A 25,545-nucleotide genomic window follows, 5' to 3' on the forward strand; every position below is an offset into this window, starting at 1 on the left:
TAAATCGAAAAACAGATGAAGAACCCACTCCACCTCCCGTCCCGCGCGCCCAGATTCAAGCAGCGCGCCCATAGCCTGCTGTTAACAGCCGGCCTGGCCCTGGTTTGGAGCGCGCCCGGCCTGGCGCAACGACCGGACGCCGGCCAGTCCTTGCGCGACATTGAGTCGGCGCGGCCGCAACTGCTGCCTACCCCGGCACCGCAGCTGGAGCTGACGCCGCCGGCCGCCGAATCCACGGCCGCCGAGGACGCCGGCCCGCGCCTGCTGGTGACCGGTTTCCGCTTCAGCGGCAACAGCGTATTCCCTCAAGACACGCTGGCCCGGCAACTGCAAGCCTTGGCCGGCCAGGAACTCAGCCTGGCCGAACTCCACGCGGCGGCCAAGGGCATCACTCGCTTCTATCAGCAACATGGCTATCTGCTGGCCAAAGCCTATCTACCGCCTCAGGACATCGAGGGCGGCTGGGTGCGCATCGACATTCAGGAAGGCCGTTACGACCAAGTGACGCTGGACAACGCCTCCGCCGTGCGCAACGAGGTGCTTCAGGTGCCGCTGCGCGCTTTGGCGGGCCAACTGGTGGAGCGCGACGCGCTGGACAGCGCCCTGTTGCGCTTGAATGACCTGCCCGGCGTCAAAGTGCGCTCCATCCTGCGGCCCGGCACCCAGGCCGGCAGCTCCGATCTGCTGGTGCAGGCCCTGCCTGGAGACCGGTTGAGCGGCAGCGTCGAACTCGACAACTACGGCAGCAAATACACCGGCGAATACCGGCTGGGCGGCAACCTCAACTTCAACAATCCTCTGGCGCTGGGCGATCAGCTCAGCCTGCGGGCAATGGGCAGCGACGGCCGCCAGCAATACCAACGCCTGTCCTATCAACTGCCGGTCGGCCCCTGGCTGACGCGGGTGGGCGCCGCTTACTCCAATATGGAATACCGTCTGGGACGGGACTTCACGGATCTGGAAGCCCACGGCAACGCCCGCATCCAAAGCGGATTTCTCTCCCAGCCGCTGTGGCGCGGCCGGAATGCCAGCGTCTACGCCCAACTGATGTATGACGACAAGCGGCTCAAAGACGATATCGACTTGACTGACAGCCGCAGCGCCAAACACGTGCGCCTATGGACCGCCATGCTCAGCGCCAACGGTCAGGACGGCTGGGGCGGCGGCGGCATCAGCCAGGCTTCTCTGGCCTACGGTTACGGTCGGCTCGGCATTGACAACCCGGTAGCGCGGAGCAACGACCGGCTGACCGCCGATACCCAAGGCCATTTCAGCAAGCTCAGCCTCAGCGCCGTCCGCCTGCAACGGCTCAGCCAACGCTTCAGCCTCTACGCTCAATTCAACGGCCAGTGGACGGACCGCAACCTGGATTCCTCGGAAAAAATCAGCTTGGGCGGCCCGTACGCGGTGCGCGCCTATCCGGCTGGCGACGCCAGCGGCGACCAAGGCTGGATAGGCAACCTGGAGCTGCGCTACGCCGCCTGGCCCGGCGTGGAAACCGCCTTGTTTTACGACTATGGCCTAACCCGCGCCAACAAGCGCGATTGGGGCGGTAGCAACCCCGTCCTGAGCCGCGCCGCGGCGGGGCTGGGCCTGAACTGGCTGCGCGACAGCCTGAGACTGAATGTGAGCGCGGCCTGGCGCGTCGGCAACGACGGCGGCCAGAACACGCGCAACCCCGCTATCTGGGCGCAGGCGACCTGGCAACTGTGACGTCGCCGCGCTGGATACCGCCTCCCTCACACGGGAGCCTGCATTTCGCTTATCAACAAGATGGAGTTGTCATGAATAAGAATTACGCTCTGATTTGGAATTCCCTGCGCCAGTGCTGGAGCGTTGGCAGCGAACTCAGCCGCGCTCGCGGCAAGCCGGGCAGCGGCAGCCGCCTCCTGGCGCGCAGCCTGCCGGCTCTGGCCCTGCTGCTGACGGCGCACGTCCAGGCGGCCAACTTGCCGGACGGCGGCAACATCAAGGCCGGCAACGGCAACATCCTGGTGTTCGACAACGGCAAGCAAATGTCCATCAATCAATCCAGCGACAAACTGGCGATCGACTGGAACAGCTTCAATATCGGCAACGGCCATAAAGTCACCTTCAACCAGCCCAACAGCGCCTCCATCGCCCTCAACCGCGTGGTGGGCGTGGACGGCAGCAACATCATGGGGCAGTTGAACGCCAACGGCCGCGTGTTCTTGGTCAACCCCAACGGCGTGCTGTTCGGCAAAACCGCGCAAGTCAACGTGGGCGGCCTGGTCGCCTCCACTCAGGACCTCTCGGTTGAACGCTTCATGGCCGGCAACTACCGTTTTGAAGGCAACTCCGCGGCGGAAGTCTCCAACCAGGGCACCCTCATAGCCCAAAATGGCGGCGCCGTGGCGCTGCTAGGGGCGCGCGTCAGCAATACCGGCGTGATCCAGGCCAACCTGGGCAAAGTGGCCCTGGCCGGCGGCAAGGCCTTCACCTTGAACTTCGACGGCTCCGGCCTCGTGAACCTGCAAGTGGATGAAGCGGCGATCAACGCCGAAGTGCGCAACGGCAACCTGTTGCGCGCCGACGGCGGAGAGGTGCTGATGACCGCCCGCGCCAGCAACACCCTCCTGAGCAACGTCGTCAACAACACCGGCGTGATCGAAGCCCGCACCCTGCAAAACCGCGCCGGCAAGATCGTGCTGGACGCCGGCGACAATCAGCGCGTCAACGTGGCCGGCACGCTTAACGCCAGCGCTCAAGGCAGCTTCCTGGGCGACGGCGGCCAGATCGAAGTCAAAGGCAAGGCCGTGACCGTTGCGCTGGCCACCAACGTGACCACCGCGGCCAGCAACGGCCGCACCGGCACGTGGAAAGTCAGCGCCGAGCAACTGGACCTCAGCCCCTCCGCCTCTACTCCGGTATCCAGCGGCCTCTACAGCGACACCGTCTCGCGCAACCTGGCCAACACCAATATCGAGCTGGTCAGCACTCAGGGCGACCTCAACGCCAACGGCAAGATCAATTGGTCCAGCGGCAACAAGCTGACGCTGCGCTCCGACCGGCAAAACGTCAATCTGAACGCCGACCTCAACGCCAGCGGCGCAGGCGCCGCGGTGAATCTGACCGCCCAAAAGCAGGTCATGCTCAACGCCAACCTCAGCCTGAGCGGAGCCGGCACCTCCCTGGCGCTCAACCACGAAGACACCACCGGCCAAGGTCGCGTGGTCGCCGCCGGCAAGCGCGTCACCCTGTCCGGCAAGGGCGCCGGCTTCGAATCCAACGGCAAGCGTTACACCGTGATCCAGGACGTGGCCCAACTGCAAGCCGTCAACACCAATCTGAACGGCCTCTATGTGCTGGGCAACGCCATCGACGGCTACGGGCGCGTGTTCAACTCCATAGGCGGCAACGGCGGCGCGGCGTTCTCCGGCGTGTTCGACGGCCTGGGCAACAACATCACCCGCCTGAACATCCAGAACGCCGGCCCGGCGCTGGGCTTGTTCGCCAACAACGCCGGCGTCATCGGCAACGTCAACCTGATCAACAGCTCCGTAACCGGCTACGCCAACTACACCGGCCGCGTCGAAATCGGCAGCCTGGTGGGCCGCAACACGGGCACCGTCCACAACGCCACCAGCAACGCCACCGTCAACGCCTACGGCAGCCCGATGAACATCGTCGGCGGCCTGATCGGCGCCAATACCGGCGACGTGTTCAACTCCGCCTATACCGGCAGTGTCTACGGCAACGGCTACACCCAAGTGCTGGGCGGCCTGGTGGGGGAAAACCGCGGCGTCATCCATGCCTCCCGCACCGATGCCCGCGTATACGCCTACTACATGCCGCGCAATGAAATCGGCAGCGGCGGCGTGGGCGGCCTGGTGGGCCTCAACAACGGCGGCACAATCAGCGGCTCCAGCGCCGCCGGGGCTATCGACGCCCGCGCCGGCGTCAATGTCGGCGGCCTGGTGGGCTACACCAAAGGCGGCCGGATTATCGACTCCCAAGCCAGCAACAGCGTATACGCCACCTACGACAGCCGCATCGGCGGCCTGGTGGGCCACAACGAAGGCGGTCAGATCGTGAAATCCAGCGCCAGCGGCAAGATCACCGGCGTGGGCAGCTCCGCCATTGGCGGCCTTGTGGGCCTTAACCAACGCGGAGAGCTGGAAGACGTCAGCGCCACCGGCGCGGTGTACGACACCTCCGGCGCCAGCCTGGGCGGCCTGATCGGCACCAACAACGGCGGCAACATCCGCACAGCGGAAGCGCGCGGCGCGGTGACCGGCGGCCATAACAGCCGCGTGGGCGGCCTGATAGGCAGCAACAACAGCGGCAACGTCAGCTATGCGCGCGCCAGCGGCAAAGTCAGCGGCTGGACCAATAGCCAAGTAGGCGGCCTGGTGGGCTACAACGGCGGCAACCTGGAATCCGTGGATGCTTCCGGCGACGTTTCCGGCGGCAACACCAGCCGCGTCGGCGGCCTGGTGGGCGTCAACAGCAACAGCGAAAACGCCGGCCGCATCACCACCGCCCAAGCCACCGGCAATGTGCGCGGCGAATACCGCAGCATCGTCGGCGGCCTGGTAGGGCTCAATCAGAGCGAAATCCAGAGCTCCGTGGCCAGCGGCGCGGTCAGCGGCGGCGTGGAAAGCATCCTGGGCGGCCTGGTGGGCATGAACGAAGACGGCGGCACCGTCGACTACTCCACCGCCAGCAGCAAGGTCAACTTCGTCAATGGCTGGCGCCAGACCTATGGCGGCCTGGTGGGTTGGAACTACGGCCTGATGCGCGCCAATGAAGTAACGGGCAATGCGCTGCTGGTGCCGCTGTACGGCGTCAACCAGGGCACCATCTCGTCTTACTACTACTTCTAAGCCCCGCCCGGCCGTCGGTCTATCCGGCGGCCTGACCAGGCTGTAATCCGGTTCGCGCCGCCTCCGCTGGAGCGGCGCGGACCGTCATCAGTTCCCAAGGAAGGAAAAATGGCCCACGCAATCCGCTCCACTCCACAAGCGCGGCTTATCCGGCGCGCATGCGCGGCCTGCCTGACCGCCCTTTTGCTTAGCCATGGCGTCACAGCCCACGCGGCGGCGGCGCGCAACTGCACTCTCGCCAACACCACGCCCGGCCCCTGGAACGGCTTGAGCGGCAGCGCCATCACCATTACCGCCGACACCCCGCCGGGCACCGTGCTGGCCAAGCGCGGCATTGCCGTGCGCGGGGAATATCAAGGCCAGGCCGTCGGACCGGACATCGTTCGCATCCACGGCGCCTGGACCAACGGCAACGGCGGCCAGCTTGGGCTCCATGAAACCATGCCCACCAATATCGCCGGCATCGGTTTGCGCTGGAGCTACCGAGCAGAGAACGGGGAGCCCTCTCTGCCGTACGACCCCACTATGGAGCGCGTGTTGACCTCGAAACTCGCCGAATCCACGAGTGGCGGCGCATTCGACACCCTAACCTTGCAGCTGTATCAGGAACTGATCTTGACCGGTCCCACGCCGGGCGGCACCGTGAGAAACGTGCCCGGCGCCGGCGCCTCCTTCTACATTGACGCCACCCGCAACGGCAACGTAACAAGAGATTGTTACCAGCAGGCCTCTTTTGGCGAGCTGTTGAACATCAACGTGCCCGTGGCCAACACCTGCGAACTACAGACCGCCAACGTCATCGTCCGGATGGGACAGTACACCCCGGCGGACTTCCCCGCCTTGGGCCAGCCATCCACCCAAGCGCCCCAGCAATTCTCGCTGCAGCTCAGCAAATGCGCGGCGCAAGCCCGGCCCAAGATTCAATTCAGCGACGCCAACCAACCTGGCAATCGCAGCCGGCTGCTCAGCATCAACGCCAACCCCGAAGGAGGCGTCGCCGCCGCCCAAGGCCTGGGGCTGCAACTGAGCCGGAGTCTGGCCGGCGCGGAAAGCGACATCATCGCGTTTGGGCCGGAAAACGATGCCGGCACGCCCAGCTTCGACATGGGTTCACCCCTGGACGGAATGGTCAGCATGCCGCTGTTCGCCCACTATGTGCGCACCGGCAATGTCACCGCCGGCCACGCCAATGCCAAGGCCGTCTTCATCATCACCTACCCCTGAGCCCGCGCCATGGAGCGGGTCAAGGAGAACAGAACAGCCATTCAGCGCCGTCCTCGCGGACGGCTGGCTCAAGCCAACGACTCGGCCAGCGCCGGATAGTCTGTCAGCCCATGCGCGCCGCCGCCAAACAAGGTTGCGCGGTCATGCGTCGCCAACGGCGCGCCGGTGCGCAAACGCTCAGGCAGATCCGGGTTGGCGACGAAGGGCCGGCCGAAGGCGATCAGATCGGCCCAGCCGGCGGCAATCGCCTCGCGCGCCCGCTCCGCGGTGTACTTGCCCGCGTAGATCAGCACGCCGGGAAAAGCCGCGCGCAGCTTTTGCTTGAAAGCCAGCGGCATCAGCGGCGCGTCGTCCCAGTCCGCTTCCGCGATATGCAGATAGCCGACGCCCAACTCGCCTAGCAGCTTGGCCGCGGCCAAGTAGGTGGTTTCCGGATCGTCGTCTACGCAACCGTTCGCCGTGGTCAACGGCGCCAGCCGGATACCCACGCACGACGCGTCGCCGCAGCCGTCGATCAAGGCCTGAGCGACTTCACCGAGAAAACGCAGGCGCTTAGGCAACGAGCCGCCGTATTCGTCGGTGCGGGTATTGGCGTTCGAATCGATGAACTGATTCACCAGATAGCCGTTGGCGCCGTGCAGTTCCACGCCGTCAAAACCCGCCGCCATCGCGTTGCGGGCGGCGGCGCGATATTGCTCCACCACCTCGCCAATCTCGGCCACGCTCAAGGCGCGCGGCGCCGAGGCCTGGACGAAGCCCGGCGTGCGGCCGTCTTCGCCGGCGATGAACACCTGGACCCCGACGGCCTGGATCGCCGACGACGACACCGGCTGCTCGCCGCCAAGCAAGCTGCTGTGGCTGAGCCGGCCAACATGCCAGAGCTGAGCGAAAATGCGGCCGCCGGCCGCGTGCACCGCCTCGGTCGTCTTGCGCCAGCCGGCCACTTGCGCCGGAGTATGAATGCCCGGCGTCCACGCATAGCCCTTGGCCAGCGGCGCGATATGGGCGCCCTCGCCCACGATCAAGCCGGCGCCGGCCCGCTGAGCGTAATACGCGGCCATCAGTTCATTGGCCTCGTCGCCTGGCTGGCTGGCGCGCGAACGCGTCATCGGCGGCATCACGATGCGGTTGGGCAGCGTCAGCGCGCCAAGCCGCAGTGTTTGAAACAAAGGATCATGGTTCATGCGGTATCTCCGGTTTCCGTCGCGGCCTGCCGGCCGCGGCGGCATTGATTCAAATACGGCGCGGCGCGCTCAGTCCCACCGCGGCGCAAGGCCAGCGGGGTCCACCTGACGGCCGTTGCGCTCCAACGCGGCGATCCGCGCCATGTCCTCCTCGCTCAGGCGCAGGCGCTGCGCCAGCAGATTGCTGGCCAGGTTCTCTCGCTTGGTGGACGACGGAATCACCGAATAGCCAAGCTGCAGCGCCCAAGCCAGCGCCACCTGGGCCGGCGTGGCCTGGTGCCGCTGCGCAATGGCGGCGATCACCGGATCGCCCAGCACCTTGCCGTAGGCGAGCGTCATGTAGGACGTGACGTGAATGCCTTGGCCCTGCAGGAAGTCCACCAGCTTGCGGCTTTGCAGATAGGGGCTCAGCTCGATCTGGTTGGTTGCAATCTCCTCCTTACCCACCACGGCGATCGCCTGACGGGTCAGCTCGATATTGAAGTTGGACACGCCGATACGGCGGGTCAGGCCCCTGGCCTTGGCCTCGGCCAGCGCGGTCATGAACTCCTCGACCGACACGCCATTGCCCGGCGCCGGCCAGTGGATCAGCGTCAGATCGACATAATCGGTGCGCAGTTTGGCCAGGCTCTCCTCCAGGCTGGGCAACAGCTTGTCCTTGGCGTAGTGGTCGACCCAGATCTTGGTGGTCAAAAACAGCTCGTCGCGGCGCACGCCGGAAGCGGCGATCGCGGCGCCGACTTCCGCCTCGTTACCGTAAATCTGCGCGGTGTCTATGGCGCGGTAGCCTAACTCCAAGCCATTGCTAACCGAGTCGATGACAAGCTGATCTTGCAAGCGGAACGTGCCGAGGCCAAAAGCGGGAATGGTGTTCATGATGCGTTCTCCATAAAAAGTAGTGGGCGGCTAAGTCGATGGCAGGGTTGTGCCCATCCAGACCCATGCGAAAAACAGCAATAAGCGCTTGCCGGCAAACAGCGGCAGCAGAGCAGGCGTCGTCATGCGGGCAACGCTCAATACGCCGGTTCCGCGGCTTCGGCGGTGCGGGCTGGCAGGCCGTCGCGCTGGTCCAGCGCGCCGCTCCAAGCGGTCAACGCGAAAGCGCCCAGCGTCACAGCCGCCGCAATCCACGGCGTATGAGCCAGGCCGATGCGTTCCACAATCAGCCCGCCCAGCGAGGAACCGCCGGCAACGCCGAGATTAAAGGCGGCGATATTGAAGCCCGACGCGATGTCCGCCGCTTCCGGCGCGAAATGCCGCGCCTGCTTGACGACGTAGACTTGCAGGCCGGGCACATTGCCGAAGGCGACGGCGCCCCAGGCCAGCATCGTCAGCACCGCCAACCCGGCGAAGTGAACGGTGAAGGTCAAGGCCAGCAACACCAGCGCCAGCAGCAGGAAAATCCGCTTCAACGCCTTGACCGGACCGGCGCGGTCCGCCAGCTTGCCGCCCCAGACATTGCCGAAGGCGACCGATACGCCGTAGCCAACCAACACCAAGCTGATCTGAGCCGGGGTGAAGCCGGCAATCTGCTCCAGCAGCGGCGCCATATAGGTGAAGGCGATCAGCGAGCCGCCGTAGCCCACCGCCGTCATTGCGTAGACCAACAGCAGCCGCGGCTGGGTCAGCACGCGCAACTGCCGCGCCAGCGGCGCCGGCTCCGTCTGCGCGATACGGCGCGGCATGAAGATCAGGGAGCCAACCAAGGCGACGAGGCCAAACAGCGCGACGACCAGGAAAGTAGCCCGCCAGCCAAAGTGTTGGCCGATGAAGGTGCCGAGCGGGATGCCGGCGACAAAGGCCACGGTCATGCCGCTGAACATGGTTGCAATCGCGCTGGCGGCCTTGTCCTTGGGCACCAGCGTGGTGGCGATGACGGAGCCGACCGAGAAGAACACGCCGTGGGCGAGGCCGGTGAGAATGCGCGCGACGATCAGCGACTCATAGCCGGGCGAACGCCAGGCGACCAGATTGCCAACGGTAAACAACGCCATCAGCGCGGCCAACAGCGTCTTGCGCGGCACGCGGCCGGTCAGCGCGGTCAACAACGGCGCGCCGATAGCGACGCTGAGCGCGTAGAGACTGACCAGCAAGCCGGCGGAGGGCAGGCTCACCTGAAGGTCGGACGCGATGGTCGGGATCAGCCCGACAATGACGAATTCGGTCGTCCCGATAGCGAAGGCGCTAATGGTCAGCGCGAGTAGAGCAAGTGGCATGTTTGAATCCATGGTCCTTAAGGAATGGATGCAGTGTGCCCGCTTTACTTTTGCGCAAAAACCAGCTTATAAACGAAATTATCTTGAATTAAATTCAACAATGAAAGTCACGCTAGACGAACTTCAGGCCTTCGTCGCCGTGGTCGACACCGGCTCCATCACCGCCGCGGCCCAGCAACTGGAGCTCACCGTATCGGCCACCAGCCGCTCGCTGGCGCGGCTGGAAGATAAGCTGAAGACTACGCTGCTGCGCCGGACCACGCGCCGCCTGGAGCTGACCGAGGAAGGCCGCGCCTTCCTGCACAACGCCCGCGCCATCATCGAATCGGTGGACAACGCCGAGGAGCAAATGCTGGCGCGGCGCGAACAGCCGTCCGGGCGGCTGCGGGTCGACGCCGCCACCCCCTTCATGCTGCACGTGATCGTGCCGCTGGTCCGCGCCTACCGCGAGCGCTACCCGCAGGTGGAGCTGGAATTGAACAGCAATGAAGGCATCATCGACCTGCTGGAACGCCGCACCGATGTGGCGATCCGCATCGGCCGGCTGAAGGACTCAACGCTGCACAGCCGCCTGATCGGCCATAGCCGGCTGCGCATTCTCGCCAGCCCGGCTTATCTGGAAGCCCACGGTCAGCCGCGCGATGTCCAAGCGCTGAGCCGGCACGCGCTGCTGGGCTTCAATCAGCCCGAGATGCTGAACAACTGGCCGCTGCTCGGCGCCGACGGCGAGACCTACCGGATTGAACCGGCGGTGCGGACCTCCAGCGGAGAGACGCTGCGTCAGCTTGCGCTGAACGGCGCCGGCATCGTCTGCCTGTCGGATTTCATGACCGAGCAAGACCGCGAATCCGGCCGTCTGGTCCAAATCCTCACACCGGACACCCTGGACATGCGCCAGCCGGTCCAGGCCGTCTATTACCGCAACACCGCGGTATCGTCGCGGATCGCCTCCTTCATCGACCACCTGATCCAGTCGCTCAACAACAAGACGCCCGCAGAGCGGGCGAGGCGATGGGCCGATAAATAACTCCCGCTCAAGAGACTTTAGCGCAGCTGAAGCGGTTCAAAGCGTGACGACGGCGGAACGGATACGGCGAGCAAGATGAAAGCAGAGGATAAGCAGGCAGTTTGGCCAAGACAGGCTTACGGTCACATGGGGAAACAAGGGAGAGGAAGATGGTGGACCGAAGGAGGATCGAACTCCCGACCTCTGCATTGCGAACGCAGCGCTCTCCCAGCTGAGCTATCGGCCCAAATCGACAGCCATGATATGACAAGGGCCTTGCGCTTGCCAAGCCCGACCCCACGGCTCCTGGCCAAGCTGGCGCATCCCCGCCACAACTCTTCATTTCAATGGCATGCCCGCCCCCGGCGAGACTACACTGCTCCGGTTCATCCCAACATCATCGCCGGAGATTTCCATGCTGCGCATCCTGGGCCGCACCAGTTCCATCAACGTCCGCAAAGTGCTGTGGACCTGTCATGAAATAGGCATCGACTACCAACGCGAAGACTGGGGCCGCGGCTTTCAGTCCGCCAGCAGCCCGGAGTTCCTGGCACTCAACCCCAATGCGCTGATTCCGGCGGTGGTGGACGACGGCCTGGTGCTGTGGGAATCCAACACCATCTGCCGCTACCTGGCCGATTCGCGCCGAGCCAGCCACTTGCTGCCCACCGATCCGCGCAGCCGCGCCCAGGTGGAAAAATGGATGGACTGGCAGGCCACCGAACTGAACGGCTCATGGGGTTACGCCTTCCACGGCCTCAGCCGCCGCAGTCCGGAACACCAGGACCCGGCGCTGATCCAGGCCAGCATTCAACAGTGGGGCCACTATATGGCCATTCTGGACCGGCAACTGGCCGCGCAGGATACGCCCCACATCTGCGGCGACGATTTCACCCTGGCCGACATCGTGCTCGGCCTGTCCATCCATCGCTGGCAGCTAACGCCTTTCGACAAGCCGGAACTGCCGCATGCGCACGCCTATTATCAGCGCCTGATTCAACGGCCGGGGTTTGTGACGCATGGGAGTGTGGGGGTGGCTTAATAAAATTCCTAATTCCTCGATTGGCGTACAGCCGTCACTATCATGGCCACTCAACGCGGCCCGACGGTTGCCACGCGCGCGGTTTACAAAGCGTGTTCCTTACAATTCAGGTTTGCCATCCTGGTGCCGCCATTGCGCGGCACCAGGCGGCTTGCCGCCGTGGCGGCGGGGAGAGGTCAATCAAGCTTGGTCCGGGCATCACGCCCGCATATGCAGTCCGTAGTAAACCGTCTCGTTCCAGTGACCGGTGGTGAGGCCGGCTAGGTATTGCGCCGCGCGGAACAAGTCCGCCGCGCTGCAGCAGCCGGCGCTGACATTGCCGCGGTAGAGCCCGCGGTTCGGATCGAACACCCAGATATAGTCGCTGCCCTTGTAGACGCCGACGGCGTGGCCGGAAGCGCCGCCGTTGCGCATCAGGTTGAGAAACAGGGCGTCGCCGCGCACCATCCGATTTTCGATGATGTCTTGCCAGGCTTGGGCGCTGGCGCCGTGGGCGTTGTTGCTGTAGTGGCAGAAGGTGAGACCGAAGGTTTCCGCATGATTGGCGTCGCCCACCCGGTTGTGGGCGGCCACCGAGGGGTAGACCTGCTGTTCCAGATAGGAGGCGAAGCGGAACAGGTAGGCCCCGTTGTCGAACTGCTGGTAGAGCGCGTCCGCCTGCGCGGTGGTGGGCAGGTAGTCGCCGGCGCTGCTGCCCATATTGAATTTGCCCACGCGGTCTTGAATGTGTTTGAGCCACAGGCAAACCGCGGCCTCGCACACCCCGGCGGCGTTGGCGCCGTTCCCGGCATTATTGAAAGCCCTTTGCAACGACCACGCCATCGCGTCCCCCCTTGTTGCTCATTGGTTTCAGATTTTCAAAACACGCGCATGTCATGGCGCGATATTTTGAAATAAACCGTAAACGGTGTTTGCGCCAGTGGATTCAAGCGTGACCACGGCCCGGCGGTGATGCCGGGCCGTGGCTGATCATGAGTGTTTCTCAGCGCCGGAAGAGCTCGGCCTCGCTGGCCGGCTGCAGCCGCGGCGGGCCGGACAAGGCTTGCAGGAAGGCGTGCAACGCCTGTTTTTCCGCGGCGCTGAGGCCCAGCGGCTTGAGCAGCGGCGAGGGCTTGGGCAGCGTGTATTTTTCCACGCCCACCGCCTCCACCAGATTGCCGCCGTTGTTGTAGAACTCGATCACGCCGGCGCCGTCCTCGTCCAGCGGCATGTCGCCGGTGTGCATGTAGTCGCCGGTGTAGAGCAGATCTCGCAAGGAGGGGGTGCGGAATTTGCCCAGGTCGGCGCGCAGGCCGGTGACGCCGCCGCGGCCCAGGTCTTCCTTGTCGCGGCCGATGTAGTTGAGGCCGGTGTTGTGGAACTGGTTGTCGGACAGCAGCGGGCTGTTATGGCAGTTGATGCAGCGCGCCTTGGTGCGGAACAGATGCAGGCCCCACAGCGCCTGGTCGTTCAGCGCGGCGCGCTCGCCCTTGAGGAAGCGGTCGAAGGCGCTGTCCTGGCTGATCAGGGTGCGCTCGAAGGTGGCGATGGCCTTGGTCATGCGGTCCAGGTCCACGCGGCTGTCGCCGTAGGCGGCGGTGAACAACGACGCGTATTCCGGCGCGGCGGCGATCTTGGCCACGGCCTGGCCCAGCGGCTGGTGCATTTCCAGTGGATTGGCCACCGGGCCCTTGGCTTGCTCTTCCAGGCTGGCGGCGCGGCCGTCCCAGAATAGCGCGCCGACGTAGGCGGTATTGAGCAGGGTCATGGCGTTGCGGCCGCCCAATTGGCCAATGTGGCCCTGGGACACCGAGCGCGGATCGCTCCAGCCATGTTCCGGCGCGTGGCAGCTGATGCAAGCGATGCGGTTGTTGCGGGACAGCCGGGGGTCGCGGAACAGTTTGTCGCCCAGCGCCACTTTGGCGGCGCTATAGGGGTTGTCGGCGGGAAACGGCACCGCCGGCAGCAGGCCCAGATCGCGGAAACCGGCTTGCGCCGCTGTATCCAATGTGGGCGCGGGCCAGACCGCTTGGCTGTCCGCGCCGGGCTGGTATTGGCTGTAGCGGGTCCGCCATTGCGCCAGCTCGGCGGCGTCCGGCTCCTCGCCGTCGCTATCCGGCAGCGGCGGTTTGGCCGGCCGGATGGAGAGGGCGACCAGCAGCGGTTGCTCGGCCTGGCCGGCGAAATGGGCCGCGCTCTGTTTTCCGCCGTTTCGGTCCAGGCCGTAGAGCTCGCCGCTCGCGTCGCGCGCCCATACTCGGGCGGCGGCGGCGTTGGCGGCGGGGTAGTCCTGATCTTGTTGCAATTGCAGCCAGCGGATGGCCTCGATCACGCTGGGCAGCCGCCAATTGTCCTGTTGGCACAACCGTTGCTGTTGCAACGCGGCTAGCGCCGGATTGAGGCTGGCCGCGCTGGCCGGCCGCGGCCGGGCTTGCCACAGGATGATGTCGCGCCAGCTGTCCGGGTGCAGGTTGTCGTCAACGCAGGCAGCCTGGGCCGGCGCGGCCAGTTGGCCGTCGGCGCTCACCGGGATGTAGGCCGGCTGCGGCGGTGGATTGTCTTCCGGGTTGGGATCGTCCGCCAGCTTGGGGCCGCGCACCAGACGCAGCCGCGCCGGCTGGCCCAGGCTGAGACTGACGCTGGACAGGGTGCGGTGGGTATCGTCGAAAGCCACCGCCACTGCGCCTTCTCCCCGGCGGCTGGTGGCGGTCCAGTAAAAGGCGGCTTCGGCGTCCGGGAAGGCATGGCGGTCCATGGCTGGCAGGCCGCGCGAACGGTCGTACTGGCTCCAGTCCAACAGGGTTTTCAGTTCTCGCTCGGTGGGCAGCCGCCAGCCGCGCTCCGCGGCGATGTCGTCTTCGCTGTCTTCGAAGCCGCAGAGTTTTTGCTTGTTCACGGCTTCGGTGTAGGTAACGGCTAGGCAGTCTTCCTGGCCGGGCTCGCATTGGGCCGGGCGTTCCGGTTTGCGGCTGGCGCTGGCGTAATAGCTGTGGAACTGGCTGCGCAGGCCCTGCACGGACTTCACTTCCCAGATCAAGCCGGTCTGCTTGTCTTTCACGCAGCCGGCGCGTTCGCCCGCGTCGCTCAGGGGCGCGCCGTCGGTTTCGGCCAGCGGGGTAAAGCGCGGACCGGGCGGCTGTTCGCGCAGCGCGGCCAGGCTCAGGCGAAAGTGGCTGGCCGCGTAGTCGGCGGCCACTACGCTGCGGGCAATACCGGCGGCATCCAGCAAGGTTTGCAAATCGCCGGCCTGTTCCAAGCGCATGCTGCGACGGAAGCGGGCTGAAGTGTCAGCGCTGATCTGGATGCCGTTGTTGGGGTTGTCGTCTTCGTCCAGCGTCAGCAGCAGCTGTACCTGACGCAGCACTTTGGGATCCGCCGGGTTCTGGCTGCCAACCAGTTGCAGCGGGGTAAGCTGGGCCGCACCCAGGCCACGGCCCAGTTCCAGCTGACCGATGCGGAAGACGACGATTTCGCCGTCCAGGTAGTGGAATTCGCCGCTGGCGGTGGTTTTGCCGGCATGGCTGCCGCTGTCGTAGTCCAGGCCCGCTACCGGGCTATCGACGAAAACACCGGTCCGGACCGGCTGGGCGGCTGGGCCGCCGGAGCAGGCGGACACGGCCAGGCTGCCTGCCAGGATGAAGGGAAGAACAAGGCGCGAGTGCATTTTTGTAATTAATAATCATTTTTATTTGAAGACAGGAATTATGCGTTTGTAGAGTTGTTCGTACAAGAAGCATGTCGGGAATAGACAAGGCAGGGTCGCGCCTTGCCCGCCCGCGGTGACATAGGGCTGGGCTTGGGGTTCTAGATGGGAGTTGAGAGCCGCGCCTTTCTAGGCGCGGCAACAAGGTGTGGCGAGCCGCCGATAATCAGAGCGGACGGCCCGAGGCATGGAGGATGGATGGCCCCTCGGAGCGAACCGAGGCATAAGCCGACAAGGGTTTGTCCATGCCGTGCGGCGACGGTTCGTCGGCCAGCTTGGGACCTCGCACCAGACGCACCCGCGCAGCCTGGCCCTGGCCCAGGCTGATGCTGGCCAAGCTGCGGTGAGTATCATCAAAGGCAACCACCACGGTGCTTTCTTCCGAATGGCTGGTGCCGGTCCAATAGAAAGTGGCCGCCGCATCCGGAAACGCGTAGCGGTCTAATGCCGGCAGGCCAAGCGCTTTGTCCCGCTGGCTCCAATCCAGCAGCGTTTTCAACTCCCGTTCTGTTGGAAGCCTCCAGCCACGATCCCCGCCCGCCGTCTCATCGTCGAATCCGCAAAGCCTCTGCTGCCTGACAGACTGGACATAGGTGGCGACCAGGCAATCCCCTTGGTCGGATTCGCATTTGGCCGGCTGCGCCGCATTTCCGCTAGAGCTGGCGTAGTAGCTATGAAACTGGCTACGCAAGCCTCGCTCGGCTTTCACTTCCCAAATCAGGCCGGTCCGCTTGTCCTGCACGCAGCCGGCGCGTTGCCTGGCCCCACCCAACGGCGCACCGTCGGCTTCGGCCAAGGGCGTGAAGCGCGGGGAGGGCGGCTGCGCACGCAAGGAGGCCAGGCTGAGCTGGAAATGCTGGGCAGCGCGATCGGCACTGACCAGGCGACGAGCAATGCCGGTCTGATCAAGCAGGGTTTGCAGATCGCCAGCCTGTTCCAGGCTTTGGCTACGGTTAAAGCGGGCGGCGATTTCCGTCTCAATCTGAATGCCATTGTCGGGATTGCCGTCCTGATCCAGCGTCAGCAGCAGCTGTACCTGACGCAGCACTTTGGGGTCCGCCGGGTTCTGGCTGCCGGTCAATTGCAGTGGAGTAAGCTGGGGCGCGCCCAGGCTGCGGCCCAGTTCCAGCTGACCGATGCGGAAGACAACGGTTGCGCCGTCCAGGTAGTGGAATTCGCCGTTGGCGGTGGTTTTGCCGGCATGGCTGCCGCTGTCGTAATCCAGACCCGCTACCGGGCTATCGACAAACACGCCGGTGCGGACCGGCTGGGCGGCTGGACCGCCCGAGCAGGCGACTAGCGTCAGGCTGGCCGCCACAACAAGTGAAAACTGAGAATACCGGATCATTCTGACAACAAAATATCATTTTTAGGACGATTGATTATGCGTTTGTAGATTCGTCCACACAAGGAAAATGTCCGAAACAAGCAAGCGAAGGTCGCGATCAAGCTTTTGGCATACGATATGTTAAGCAAACATCGCGCGATCTAGGCGATGCGCAGCGTCGGAACGCGCTGGCAGCAACAGCAGACCCCTCCAAGCAGTTCAATGCCTGCTGCGCTACGGCGATACGACGTTGAAAACGGCTTCACAATGCCCATTTAGCATATTTATATTGTGCTTTCTCGGCCGTTTTCGTTCTGGCTTGCGGAACTGTGAACAGACACAAAGATCCGGAGCGCAATGACTGAAACTAAAAAGCAGCCCTTGGGCTGCTTTTGTATTTGCGCTCCGTTTCAGCGCAATGCGGCGTCCGGCCATACCCAGTCCCCTGGCGGCGGGACTTGGCTGCCGGACGGACTTAATACTTCGGACCAGGCCTTGATGCTGCCCGCGTATTTGCACAATGCGGCGAAGGCGGAAACGTTGCCAGCGTTGCCGTTGTATACACCCACCTGCACCCCCTTGGGCGACAGCAGCGGGCTGCCGGAGTCCCCGCCGCGGCCCACCCTGCCGTTGGCAAGCAAGGACAGGCCGTTGGCCAAGGGCGACGGCCCCAGCTGCTGGATATTGGCGACGCGGACATCCATCAGACTGGCCGCCAGCTGGCCGCCGGTCTCCGCCATGCGTAGATTGGCCTGCATTGCGCCCATCCCGCCGTTGCAGTCCTCTTGCGCCACTACCGGCACTGCCCTGGCTCCGTCTAGGCCGGCGATGGGGCGGGACAGTTTAAGTAAGGCCAGATCCACCGCCACGCCGTTATGGTCGAACTTGATCCAGTTGGGCTTGGCATTGTTGCGCGTGGTTTCCACGCGCTGGGCGAAGTGGCGGCCGTAATAAGCGGTCACACCGTTCCAGTTATCCAGAATGCAATGCGAGGCGGTCAGCACCAGATCCGACCCCACCAGCGAGCCGCCGCAGATATTCCCGCCGGACGAGCCGCGAAAATCGAGCTTGACGTAGTGGGTTTCGGCTGGAGAGAAAGGCGCGGCGGCGACCAATTGCGCACTGGCCAGCAGGCCTGCGGCAAAGATAATTTTCTTCACGGAATATCCTTTTCAAAATCGTTATTGCGGTTTTCATCATCCAAAAAGACCGGCCGGGCCGGCTCGCTTAATTCAAGCTGGAATCTGCCCATTCCCCATCGCAAGCTTTCCCGGTCGGTTGCAATGATTATGTGATTTGCAAAACAATTTTTATGTGTGAATTTTCCATGCTTCGTCGCCACAAAAACAACAAAGTCATAGGTTTTTATTAAAACCAATTACCCTATATACCGCAAAATAGCCTGTGGCGGGCTCTGACATTTTTTAAGCGGCGCTTAAATAGCTGCTTTGTTAATTTTCACCGATTAACCGTTAAATTTAATAGTCCTAATTTAATTAATTTCGAATGATTTATTATTTTTGTGGAGTAAATAAAAAACCGCATCGTTAACAATGCGGTTTTTTACGATTCTGGCCGGCGCCAAGCAATATTCAGCGCATGAATACGGCGGGCTGCCCATTTATCCACAGGATGCCGAGAATAAAGTTCTTATCCACAGTCACGCACTTGGCCCAGCCGACAATCCTCCCCCGGCAGCAAACGCGAGGTCCACGCCAACAATGCCGCCCATAACGGGGCCAGGATCAGCAGCGCCAGCCACGGCGGCGCGCCGGCTTGCAGTGCGCGCAGTTGCAGCCCTCCCCAGCAGACTAGCGGCCCCGCCAGCGCGCCGATGAGCGCCAGCAGACGCGGCGACGGCCGCCAGACAGCCAGCAGCCTCAGCCACCAACAGCTGAAGCTCAGCCACAAGACAACCCTCCACAAGGGCAGGACGCCAACGCCGACAAAGCGGTAGAGTCCCAAGCCGACAATGGTGAAGTCCAACAGACAACCCGCCGCGGTCAACAGCAGCGCGCGGGCTTTGAGGCCGGCCGGCAATCCTTGCCAGGCCAACAGCGCGCCGGCCAGCAACAGCACCACGTAGCGGTCGCGGAAACTGAGCAACAGCCAGGCGGCGGCGCCGAAGAGCAGGCCGCCCAGCAGCAGCCTGGGCCATGGCTTGCCCGCCTCAGGCGTCATAGCCCAGATTGGGGGCAAGATCGCGCTCGGCCTGTTCCACGCTGACGCCGCGGCGTTCGGCGTAGCTGGCCACTTGGTCGCGCTCTATCTTGCCCACGCCAAAGTAGCGCGCGGCAGGGTGACTGAGATAAAAACCGGACACGGCGGCGGTGGGCAGCATCGCGTAGCCTTCGGTCAGCGTCATGCCGATGGCCGGCGCGTCCAAGAGTTCGAACAGCGCGGTCTTGACGGTGTGGTCCGGACAAGCGGGGTAGCCGGGCGCGGGGCGGATGCCCTGGTACTTTTCATCGATCAGCGCTTCGTTGTCCAGTTGCTCGGCGACGGCATAGCCCCAGAATTCCCGGCGCACGCGGGCGTGCATCAGTTCCGCGAAGGCTTCGGCCAGCCGGTCCGCCAGCGCCTTGAGCAGGATGGAGGAATAATCATCGCCGGCGTCTTCGAAGCGTTTGACGTGCGGCTCGATGCCAATGCCGGCGGTAACGGCGAAAGCGCCGATGTAATCCTGCACGCCGCTGTCCCGCGGCGCGATGTAGTCGGCCAGCGCCCAGTTGGCCTTGCCGTCCATCTTGGGCAGTTGCTGACGCAGCCCCACCCAGCTCATCAGGCTGGCGCGGTTGTCCGGATCGCGGATTTCGATGTCGTCGTGATTGACGCTGGCGGCCGGGAACAGACCGATCACCGCGTTAGCCCCCAGCCAGTTCTCGGCGATGATCTGCTTGAGCATCACTTGCGCGTCCTCGTACAAGGCGCGCGCGGATTCGCCGACAATCTCGTCGTTCAGAATGCGCGGAAAGCGGCCGGCCAGCTCCCAGCTCTGGAAGAACGGAGTCCAGTCGATATAAGCGGCGATCTCGGCCAAAGGGTAGCGCTCGAAGCGGCGCACGCCCAGCCATTTCGGCTTGGGCGGCTGGTAGGCCGTCCAGTCTATCGCTTCCTTATTGGCGCGCGCGCGCTCCAGGCTGACCACCTTGCGGCTCGCCTTGTTGGCGTGGCCTTCGCGGGCGCGGTCTTGCTCGGCCTGGTTTTCCAAGACGAAGGCGTCGCGCAGCGTATCGGACAACAGGTTGGAGCAGACGCCGACGGCGCGGCTGGCGTCCGGCACGTAGATCACCGGATGTTGGTAGTGCGGAGCGATCTTGACGGCGGTGTGGACCTTGGATGTCGTCGCGCCGCCTATCAACAACGGGATGGTGAAGCCCTGGCGCTGCATTTCCTTTGCCACATGGCTCATTTCTTCCAGGCTGGGCGTGATCAGGCCGGACAGGCCGATGATGTCGGCCTTGTGCTCAATGGCGGCGTCCAGGATTTTCTGGCAGGGCACCATCACGCCCAGATCGATCACCTGATAGTTATTGCAGCGCAGCACCACGCCGACGATGTTCTTGCCGATATCGTGGACGTCGCCCTTGACCGTGGCCATGATGATCACGCCCTTGGCCGGCGCGTCGGCCAGGCCAAGCCGGATTTTTTCCTCCTCGATGAAGGGCTCGAGATGAGCGACGGCGGCCTTCATCACCCGCGCGGATTTGACCACCTGCGGCAGGAACATCTTGCCGGCGCCAAACAGATCGCCCACCACGTTCATGCCGTCCATCAGCGGACCTTCAATCACGTGGATGGGACGCGCGGATTTCTGCCGCACTTCCTCGGTGTCTTCGACGATGAAGGTGGTAATGCCCTTGACCAGCGCGTGCTCCAGCCGCTTTTCCACCGGCAGCGCGCGCCAGGCCAGGTCTTCGCCCTTTTTCTCGCCGGCGGCTTCCCCTTTGTATTTTTCCGCCAGCGCGATCAGGTGTTCGGTGGCGTCGCCGCCGTCCTTGGGCACGCGCATCAGCACCACGTCTTCAATGCGCTCGCGCAGTTCCGGGTCTACCTCGTCGTAGACTTCCAGCGCGCCGGCATTGACGATGCCCATGGTCATGCCGCGCTGGATGGCGTGGTAGAGGAAGACGGCGTGGATGGCCTCCCGCACCTTGTTGTTGCCGCGGAAGGAGAAGGAGACGTTGGACACGCCGCCGGAAATCTTGGCGTGCGGCAGCTGCTGCTTGATCCAGCCGGTGGCTTCGATGAAGTCCAGACCGTAACGCGCGTGTTCCTCGATGCCGGTGGCCACGGCGAAGATATTGGGATCGAAGATAATGTCTTCCGGCGGGAACCCCACTTCGTCCACCAGAATGCGGTAACTGTTCTCGCAGATTTCTATCTTGCGGGCATAGGTGTCGGCCTGGCCGGCTTCATCGAAAGCCATCACGATCACCGCGGCGCCGTAACGGCGAATCAGCCGCGCCTGCTCGACGAATTTGTCCTTGCCTTCCTTCATCGAGATCGAGTTGACGATGCCCTTGCCCTGTATGCACTTGAGGCCGGCCTCGATCACGTCCCATTTGGAGCTGTCGATCATGATGGGCACGCGGGCGATGTCCGGCTCGGAAGCGATCAGGTTGAGGAAGCGCACCATGGCGGCGTGGGCGTCCAACATGCCCTCGTCCATATTGATGTCGATCACCTGAGCGCCGTTCTCCACTTGCTGCCGCGCCACGTCCAGCGCGGTGGCGTAGTCGCCGTTCAGAATCAGCTTGGCGAAGGCCCGGCTGCCGGTGACGTTGGTGCGCTCGCCTACGTTGACGAACAAATCCCCGTCGCCGATGTTGAACGGCTCCAGGCCGGACAAGCGGCACTTGGCCTCGATCTGCGGCAACGGCCGCGGCGCGACGCCGTCCACCGCGCGGGCGATGGCGGCGATGTGTTCCGGCGTGGTGCCGCAACAGCCGCCTACGATGTTGATCAGGCTGGACTCCGCCCATTCGCGGACAAACTCGCCCATCGCATCCGGCTCCAGATCGTAGCCGCCGAAGGCGTTGGGCAGGCCGGCGTTGGCGTGCACCGATACATAGCCGGCGGACACCCGCGCCATTTCCTCGACATAGGGCCGCAGCAGGTCCGGACCCAGCGCGCAGTTGAGGCCGTAGCTGACCGCGTCGGCGTGGGACAGCGAGTTGTAAAAGGCCTCGGTGGTCTGCCCGGTCAGGGTGCGGCCGGATTGATCTGTGATGGTGCCCGAAATCATGATGGGCAAACGCGGCGTGTCCGGGCGCTCGTCGAAGTATTGGTGGATGGCGAACACCGCCGCCTTGGCGTTCAGGGTGTCGAAAATGGTTTCCACCAACAGCAGGTCCGCGCCGCCCCGCACCAGGCCGTCTATCGCCTCAGTGTAGGACGTCACCAGTTCGTCGAAGCTGACGTTGCGGTAGCCCGGGTCGTTGACGTCCGGGCTGATGCTACAGGTGCGGTTGGTGGGACCGAGCACGCCAGCGCAGTAGCGCGGCTTGGCGGGATTGGCGGCACTGGCCTTTTCGCACAGTTCCTTGACCAGCCTGGCCGCGGCATGATTGATTTCCCAGACCAGGCTTTCCATGGCGTAGTCCGCCATGGCGATGGAGGTGGCGTTGAAGGTGTTGGTTTCGATGATGTCGGCGCCGGCGTCCAGATACGCCTGGTGAATGCCGCCGATCACATCCGGGCGCGTCAGCGCCAGCAAGTCATTGTTGCCCTTGACGTCGCAAGGCCAGTCGGCAAAGCGCTCGCCCCGATAATCGGCTTCCTCCAACTGATGGCGTTGGATCATGGTGCCCATGCCGCCATCCAGGATCAGAATGCGTTGGGAGAGGTGTTGCCGGAGGGGATGCGAGAATGTTTTTGTCATGGCGGCTGAACTTTTTTTGTCTACAACGATAACAAGCGCAACGGACTCAAAAGGTCATCTTAACACTCGCAATCAACTGTCCGGTCGCTTGCTTAAGAATAAAGAGAGAACATCCATATGGCCATTACGAATAAGCTGTGGCTGCTCGCGGGGCTGGCGGCGGCAGGGTGCGGGGAGGCGTGGGCGGCGGGTAGTTTGCGGATAGGCGTGGCGGATACCGACGCGGCGCCGGTCGTGATGCTGTCGCCGGACGGCGAGCATCTGCGCGGCGGCTTGTCCAAGGACCTCGGCGAGATGCTGGCGGCGGAATTGGGCCTGCGGCCGGAGTTCACCCTGATCGCCCGCAAGCGGGTGGAGTCTTCTATCGAATCGGGCCGGGTGGACATTATCTGCAACGCCAATCCGGACTGGTTCGGCAACGCGGCGCGTCTGGGCTGGACCCATGAAATCTACCCGCAATTGGAACGACCGTTGACGCTGAAGCAGCCGACGGAGTTGCGCCAGGTGGGCGACCTCGCCGGCAAGCGCATCGTCACCATCCGCGGTTACACCTATCCCACGCTGGAACGCTTCTGGCGCGGCAGCCCGGCCTTGCACAACGAGGAGGCGCGGATAGAGCTGCTGATCAAATCGGTGCAAAAACGGCTGAGCGACGTCGCCATCGTGTCTGAACTGGAGTTCGCCGCCTGGGCGCGCGCCTGGCCGCAGGATGCGGCGCAATTCAAGCTGCACTCGCTAGTGGTGACCTTCATGCCCACCATGTGCGCGGTGGCGCCGCACTCCGATATCAAGGTGCCGCAGCTGAATCAGGCCATAGACCGCCTGCAGAAAAGCGGCCGCATCAAGGCGGTGTTGAAAACCTATCAGTGGCAGCCGCAGGAATAAAAGCCGTCGGCCGGCGGCGCCGGCTCTAATCCTGGCCGCGGAAACGCTGTTCCAGCCGGTGCAGCACTTCCAGCGTGGTTTCCATCTGGCTGGCGGGTATGTCGGCCAGCGCATGCTGGAAAAAAGCCTCGCGCTTGGGTTGTACCGCCTCTATCAGCGCCTGACCCGCCGGCGCCAACGTCACCAAGGTCTGGCGGTTGTCGGCCGGGTCGGTGATGCGCCGCACCAACTCTTCCTCCTCCATCCCCTTCAGTTGCCGCGTCAGCGCGCCCGGATCCATCATCAGCCGGGTAGCCAGCTGTTTCTGCGTCGCCTGCTCCAGATCGGTCAGCGCGGCGAGGATGCGCCAGCGCGGCAAGGGGTAGCCCACCTGTTGCTCAAACGCCGCGTACATGGCGCGGCCTGTGCGGCCGATTTGCTGCAGCAGATTGGGGGCGCGTTCAGTCATGGATTACCGCCGTCTTGGTTTTGACATCGCGCAATTCTACATGCGGGACTCGACGCACAAGCAATAAGCCAAGCACAACCAGCGCAGCCACCAGCCACTGGCTAAGGTGGATGGCGTCCACCAGCGCCAGCCGGGAAGCGCCGAGCAAGGCGCCGCCATTGATACGAGCCGCCGTTGTCAGCTGTTCGAAGCGAGCGGCGGTTTCCGGGCTGAGCAGGATTTGCGGATCGCGCAGCCAGGCAAGCCATTGCGGTTCGGTCGACAAGACGTTGACGCCGGCGACGTAACGGTGGGTGACGAACACGCCCACCAGCGCGGTGCCCAGCATGCCGCCTATCATCCGCGTGGACTGGATCATGGCGGTGGCCACGCCAAGCTGTTCTCGCGGCGCGCTCTGTTGAACGAAGATGGTCAGATTAGGCAGCAGCAGGCCCAAACCCAAGCCGCCCACCGCCATCAGCATGGCCACCACCCCATGCCCGGTGGCGGCGTTCACCCAGCCCAGCGCGCCGGCGGTGAAGGCGAACAGCAGCAAGCCCAAGCCCAGCAACAGGGTGGGGCGGCGCACCCGGGTGACGATGCGGCCGTTCAGGATGCTGCCCAGAGTGATGCACACCACCAGCGGCGTCACCAGCAGGCCAGCCTGGTTCGGGGACAAGCCAAAACCGCCCTGGAACATCAACGGCGCGTAATACATCACCGCAAACATGCCGCCGCCCAACAGCAAAGACAGGCCGAACAAGGGCGCCAGGCTGCGGTGGCTCAACATGTCCAGCGGCAGCAGCGGATTGGCACAACGCCGCTCCCACCACAACAGGCCGGCCAAGGCGGCAAGGCTGCTCAGCCCCAGGCCGGCCATCAGCCACAGCGGCTTATGCAGCGGCAGCCATTCCACCAGCAATTGCATAGAACCCAGCAGCGTCGCGATCAGCAAGCCGCCCTGCCAATCCAGCTTGGACGCGGTTCCGGCCCGGCGCATCGCCGGCAAATAGCGCCAGACAAACCACAGACTGGCCAGGCCCACCGGCAGGTTGACGAAGAAGACCCAGCGCCATCCCAGATATTCGGTGAGAAAACCGCCCAGGGTCGGACCCACCGCGTTGGCCAGGCCGAAAGCGGCGGTCAGCATCACCTGCCAGCGCAAGCGCTGCGCGGTTTCGGGAAACATGTCCGGCACGCAGGCGAAGGTGGTGGCCACCAGCATGCCGCCGCCCACGCCTTGCAGCGCGCGCGCCAGCACCAGCTCCAGCATGTTCTGAGCCAGGCCGCACAGCATGGAAGCGACGGTGAACAGGATGATGGCGGTCAAGACGAAGGGCTTGCGGCCGTGGTCGTCACCCAGCTTGCCGAAGATGGGCACGGTGATGACCGAGGTCAGCAGATAGGCGGTTCCTACCCAGGCGTAGAGATCGAAGCCGTGCAGCTCCGCCACCACTGTGGGCATGGCGGTGCCCACCACGGTCTGATCCAGCGCCACCATCAGCAGCACGAAACAGAGACCAAGCATGGCCAGCACTTTCTGGCGGAAATCCAGCGCGCCGGCCGCTCCAGCGCTTGCGGCTAAAGTGCTCATTTTTGTTGACCTATCAATAATTGACTAGTCAATTATTTTGCGCCGATAACGCCCTGGAATCCAGAACCGGACACAAAGATTTACAAAGCAGGCTTGGGACGGGCTTTTAGAACCTGTTCAAAGTCTCGCGAGCAAGAGCGAGAAAAGGCGAAAACGGCAGAGAACACGAAGTGTACACACCGTATATGAGTATTTCGAAGGCATGCTCACCGTGTCAGGCGTCCACG

The 25,545-nt window shown here is 63.8% G+C and carries 17 protein-coding genes and 1 tRNA gene; 6 read left to right on the forward strand and 12 right to left on the reverse strand.

What is annotated here, in order from left to right:
- Positions 1 to 15 precede the first annotated feature (15 nt).
- From ACUXV1_RS12235 to ACUXV1_RS12245, 3 genes are all read left to right on the forward strand, one after another.
- Positions 16 to 1,713 carry a ShlB/FhaC/HecB family hemolysin secretion/activation protein gene (locus ACUXV1_RS12235; protein WP_446015505.1) on the forward strand — a complete coding sequence of 566 codons (1,698 nt, stop codon included), beginning with the start codon at positions 16 to 18 and terminating at the stop codon, positions 1,711 to 1,713.
- Positions 1,714 to 1,784: 71 nt separating this feature from the next.
- Entirely contained in the window at positions 1,785 to 4,847 is a 3,063-nt protein-coding gene (locus tag ACUXV1_RS12240) for a two-partner secretion domain-containing protein (RefSeq protein ID WP_446015506.1), read from the forward strand.
- Between the two features lie 108 nt (positions 4,848 to 4,955).
- Positions 4,956 to 6,071: a fimbrial protein gene (locus ACUXV1_RS12245; RefSeq protein ID WP_446015507.1), complete on the forward strand. Its 1,116-nt coding sequence runs from the start codon at positions 4,956 to 4,958 to the stop codon at positions 6,069 to 6,071.
- Between the two features lie 68 nt (positions 6,072 to 6,139).
- On the opposite strand, the gene ACUXV1_RS12250 is transcribed toward ACUXV1_RS12245, so the two are convergent.
- The 3 genes from ACUXV1_RS12250 to ACUXV1_RS12260 form a co-directional block, all read right to left on the reverse strand.
- Complete coding sequence (locus ACUXV1_RS12250; RefSeq protein WP_446015508.1) at positions 6,140 to 7,255, reverse strand: alkene reductase; 1,116 nt, start codon at positions 7,253 to 7,255, stop codon at positions 6,140 to 6,142.
- A 69-nt stretch (positions 7,256 to 7,324) separates the two neighbouring features.
- Positions 7,325 to 8,131 carry a 2,5-didehydrogluconate reductase DkgB gene (dkgB, locus tag ACUXV1_RS12255; RefSeq protein ID WP_446015509.1) on the reverse strand — a complete coding sequence of 269 codons (807 nt, stop codon included), beginning with the start codon at positions 8,129 to 8,131 and terminating at the stop codon, positions 7,325 to 7,327.
- Positions 8,132 to 8,268: 137 nt separating this feature from the next.
- Positions 8,269 to 9,471: an MFS transporter gene (locus ACUXV1_RS12260; protein ID WP_446015510.1), complete on the reverse strand. Its 1,203-nt coding sequence runs from the start codon at positions 9,469 to 9,471 to the stop codon at positions 8,269 to 8,271.
- 100 nt (positions 9,472 to 9,571) lie between these two features.
- On the opposite strand from ACUXV1_RS12260, the gene ACUXV1_RS12265 reads away from it, so the two are divergent.
- Positions 9,572 to 10,498, forward strand: coding sequence for a LysR substrate-binding domain-containing protein (locus ACUXV1_RS12265; protein ID WP_446015511.1), 927 nt, complete (start codon positions 9,572 to 9,574; stop codon positions 10,496 to 10,498).
- Between the two features lie 150 nt (positions 10,499 to 10,648).
- On the opposite strand, the gene ACUXV1_RS12270 is transcribed toward ACUXV1_RS12265, so the two are convergent.
- Positions 10,649 to 10,724: transfer RNA gene (locus tag ACUXV1_RS12270), tRNA-Ala, on the reverse strand.
- Positions 10,725 to 10,892: 168 nt separating this feature from the next.
- Between ACUXV1_RS12270 and ACUXV1_RS12275 the strand changes: the two genes are divergently transcribed.
- Positions 10,893 to 11,519: a glutathione S-transferase family protein gene (locus tag ACUXV1_RS12275; protein ID WP_446015512.1), complete on the forward strand. Its 627-nt coding sequence runs from the start codon at positions 10,893 to 10,895 to the stop codon at positions 11,517 to 11,519.
- A gap of 198 nt (positions 11,520 to 11,717) precedes the next feature.
- Here the strand turns inward: ACUXV1_RS12275 and ACUXV1_RS12280 are convergent, their stop codons facing one another.
- The 6 genes from ACUXV1_RS12280 to metH all read right to left on the reverse strand — a co-directional run bounded on the left by ACUXV1_RS12280 (position 11,718) and on the right by metH (position 22,412).
- A complete protein-coding gene (locus ACUXV1_RS12280; RefSeq protein ID WP_446015513.1) occupies positions 11,718 to 12,341 on the reverse strand; it encodes a hypothetical protein in 624 nt (207 codons plus the stop codon).
- Positions 12,342 to 12,501: 160 nt separating this feature from the next.
- On the reverse strand, positions 12,502 to 15,162 hold the full coding sequence (locus ACUXV1_RS12285) for a cytochrome c peroxidase (protein ID WP_446015514.1): 2,661 nt from the start codon (positions 15,160 to 15,162) through the stop codon (positions 12,502 to 12,504).
- Between the two features lie 205 nt (positions 15,163 to 15,367).
- Positions 15,368 to 16,549 carry an Lcl domain-containing protein gene (locus ACUXV1_RS12290; protein ID WP_446015515.1) on the reverse strand — a complete coding sequence of 394 codons (1,182 nt, stop codon included), beginning with the start codon at positions 16,547 to 16,549 and terminating at the stop codon, positions 15,368 to 15,370.
- 389 nt (positions 16,550 to 16,938) lie between these two features.
- Positions 16,939 to 17,688, reverse strand: coding sequence for a trypsin-like serine protease (locus ACUXV1_RS12295; RefSeq protein ID WP_081556657.1), 750 nt, complete (start codon positions 17,686 to 17,688; stop codon positions 16,939 to 16,941).
- Between the two features lie 490 nt (positions 17,689 to 18,178).
- Positions 18,179 to 18,709: a DUF2878 family protein gene (locus ACUXV1_RS12300; protein WP_446015516.1), complete on the reverse strand. Its 531-nt coding sequence runs from the start codon at positions 18,707 to 18,709 to the stop codon at positions 18,179 to 18,181.
- Positions 18,699 to 22,412 (reverse strand): methionine synthase, encoded by a 3,714-nt coding sequence (metH, locus tag ACUXV1_RS12305; RefSeq protein WP_446015517.1) that lies wholly within the window; start codon positions 22,410 to 22,412, stop codon positions 18,699 to 18,701. The genes ACUXV1_RS12300 and metH overlap by 11 nt, the downstream gene beginning before the upstream one ends.
- 117 nt (positions 22,413 to 22,529) lie before the next feature.
- Here metH and ACUXV1_RS12310 point away from each other — a divergent pair, with 117 nt between their 5' ends.
- Positions 22,530 to 23,297 (forward strand): substrate-binding periplasmic protein, encoded by a 768-nt coding sequence (locus ACUXV1_RS12310; protein ID WP_081556660.1) that lies wholly within the window; start codon positions 22,530 to 22,532, stop codon positions 23,295 to 23,297.
- A gap of 25 nt (positions 23,298 to 23,322) precedes the next feature.
- Here ACUXV1_RS12310 and ACUXV1_RS12315 read toward each other — a convergent pair whose 3' ends face one another.
- The gene (locus ACUXV1_RS12315; RefSeq protein ID WP_114152862.1) at positions 23,323 to 23,745 is read right to left on the reverse strand and encodes a MarR family winged helix-turn-helix transcriptional regulator; all 423 of its coding nucleotides are present in this window, start codon (positions 23,743 to 23,745) and stop codon (positions 23,323 to 23,325) included.
- On the reverse strand, positions 23,738 to 25,318 hold the full coding sequence (locus ACUXV1_RS12320; protein WP_446015518.1) for an MFS transporter: 1,581 nt from the start codon (positions 25,316 to 25,318) through the stop codon (positions 23,738 to 23,740). The genes ACUXV1_RS12315 and ACUXV1_RS12320 overlap by 8 nt, the downstream gene beginning before the upstream one ends.
- Between the last annotated feature and the right edge of the window lie 227 nt (positions 25,319 to 25,545).

This window comes from Chromobacterium sp. W521 (genome assembly GCF_052805975.1).

Bases quoted from the DNA above. Each gene is read 5' to 3' on its own strand.
- ACUXV1_RS12240 (WP_446015506.1), top strand. From the start codon at position 1,785: ATGAATAAGAATTACGCTCTGATTTGGAATTCCCTGCGCCAGTGCTGG.
- metH (WP_446015517.1), bottom strand. From the start codon at position 22,412: ATGACAAAAACATTCTCGCATCCCCTCCGGCAACACCTCTCCCAACGC.
- ACUXV1_RS12280 (WP_446015513.1), bottom strand. From the start codon at position 12,341: ATGGCGTGGTCGTTGCAAAGGGCTTTCAATAATGCCGGGAACGGCGCC.
- ACUXV1_RS12245 (WP_446015507.1), top strand. From the start codon at position 4,956: ATGGCCCACGCAATCCGCTCCACTCCACAAGCGCGGCTTATCCGGCGC.
- ACUXV1_RS12290 (WP_446015515.1), bottom strand. From the start codon at position 16,549: ATGATCCGGTATTCTCAGTTTTCACTTGTTGTGGCGGCCAGCCTGACG.
- ACUXV1_RS12260 (WP_446015510.1), bottom strand. From the start codon at position 9,471: ATGCCACTTGCTCTACTCGCGCTGACCATTAGCGCCTTCGCTATCGGG.
- ACUXV1_RS12235 (WP_446015505.1), top strand. From the start codon at position 16: ATGAAGAACCCACTCCACCTCCCGTCCCGCGCGCCCAGATTCAAGCAG.
- dkgB (WP_446015509.1), bottom strand. From the start codon at position 8,131: ATGAACACCATTCCCGCTTTTGGCCTCGGCACGTTCCGCTTGCAAGAT.
- ACUXV1_RS12315 (WP_114152862.1), bottom strand. From the start codon at position 23,745: ATGACTGAACGCGCCCCCAATCTGCTGCAGCAAATCGGCCGCACAGGC.
- ACUXV1_RS12250 (WP_446015508.1), bottom strand. From the start codon at position 7,255: ATGAACCATGATCCTTTGTTTCAAACACTGCGGCTTGGCGCGCTGACG.
- ACUXV1_RS12265 (WP_446015511.1), top strand. From the start codon at position 9,572: ATGAAAGTCACGCTAGACGAACTTCAGGCCTTCGTCGCCGTGGTCGAC.
- ACUXV1_RS12300 (WP_446015516.1), bottom strand. From the start codon at position 18,709: ATGACGCCTGAGGCGGGCAAGCCATGGCCCAGGCTGCTGCTGGGCGGC.
- ACUXV1_RS12320 (WP_446015518.1), bottom strand. From the start codon at position 25,318: ATGAGCACTTTAGCCGCAAGCGCTGGAGCGGCCGGCGCGCTGGATTTC.
- ACUXV1_RS12275 (WP_446015512.1), top strand. From the start codon at position 10,893: ATGCTGCGCATCCTGGGCCGCACCAGTTCCATCAACGTCCGCAAAGTG.
- ACUXV1_RS12310 (WP_081556660.1), top strand. From the start codon at position 22,530: ATGGCCATTACGAATAAGCTGTGGCTGCTCGCGGGGCTGGCGGCGGCA.
- ACUXV1_RS12285 (WP_446015514.1), bottom strand. From the start codon at position 15,162: ATGCACTCGCGCCTTGTTCTTCCCTTCATCCTGGCAGGCAGCCTGGCC.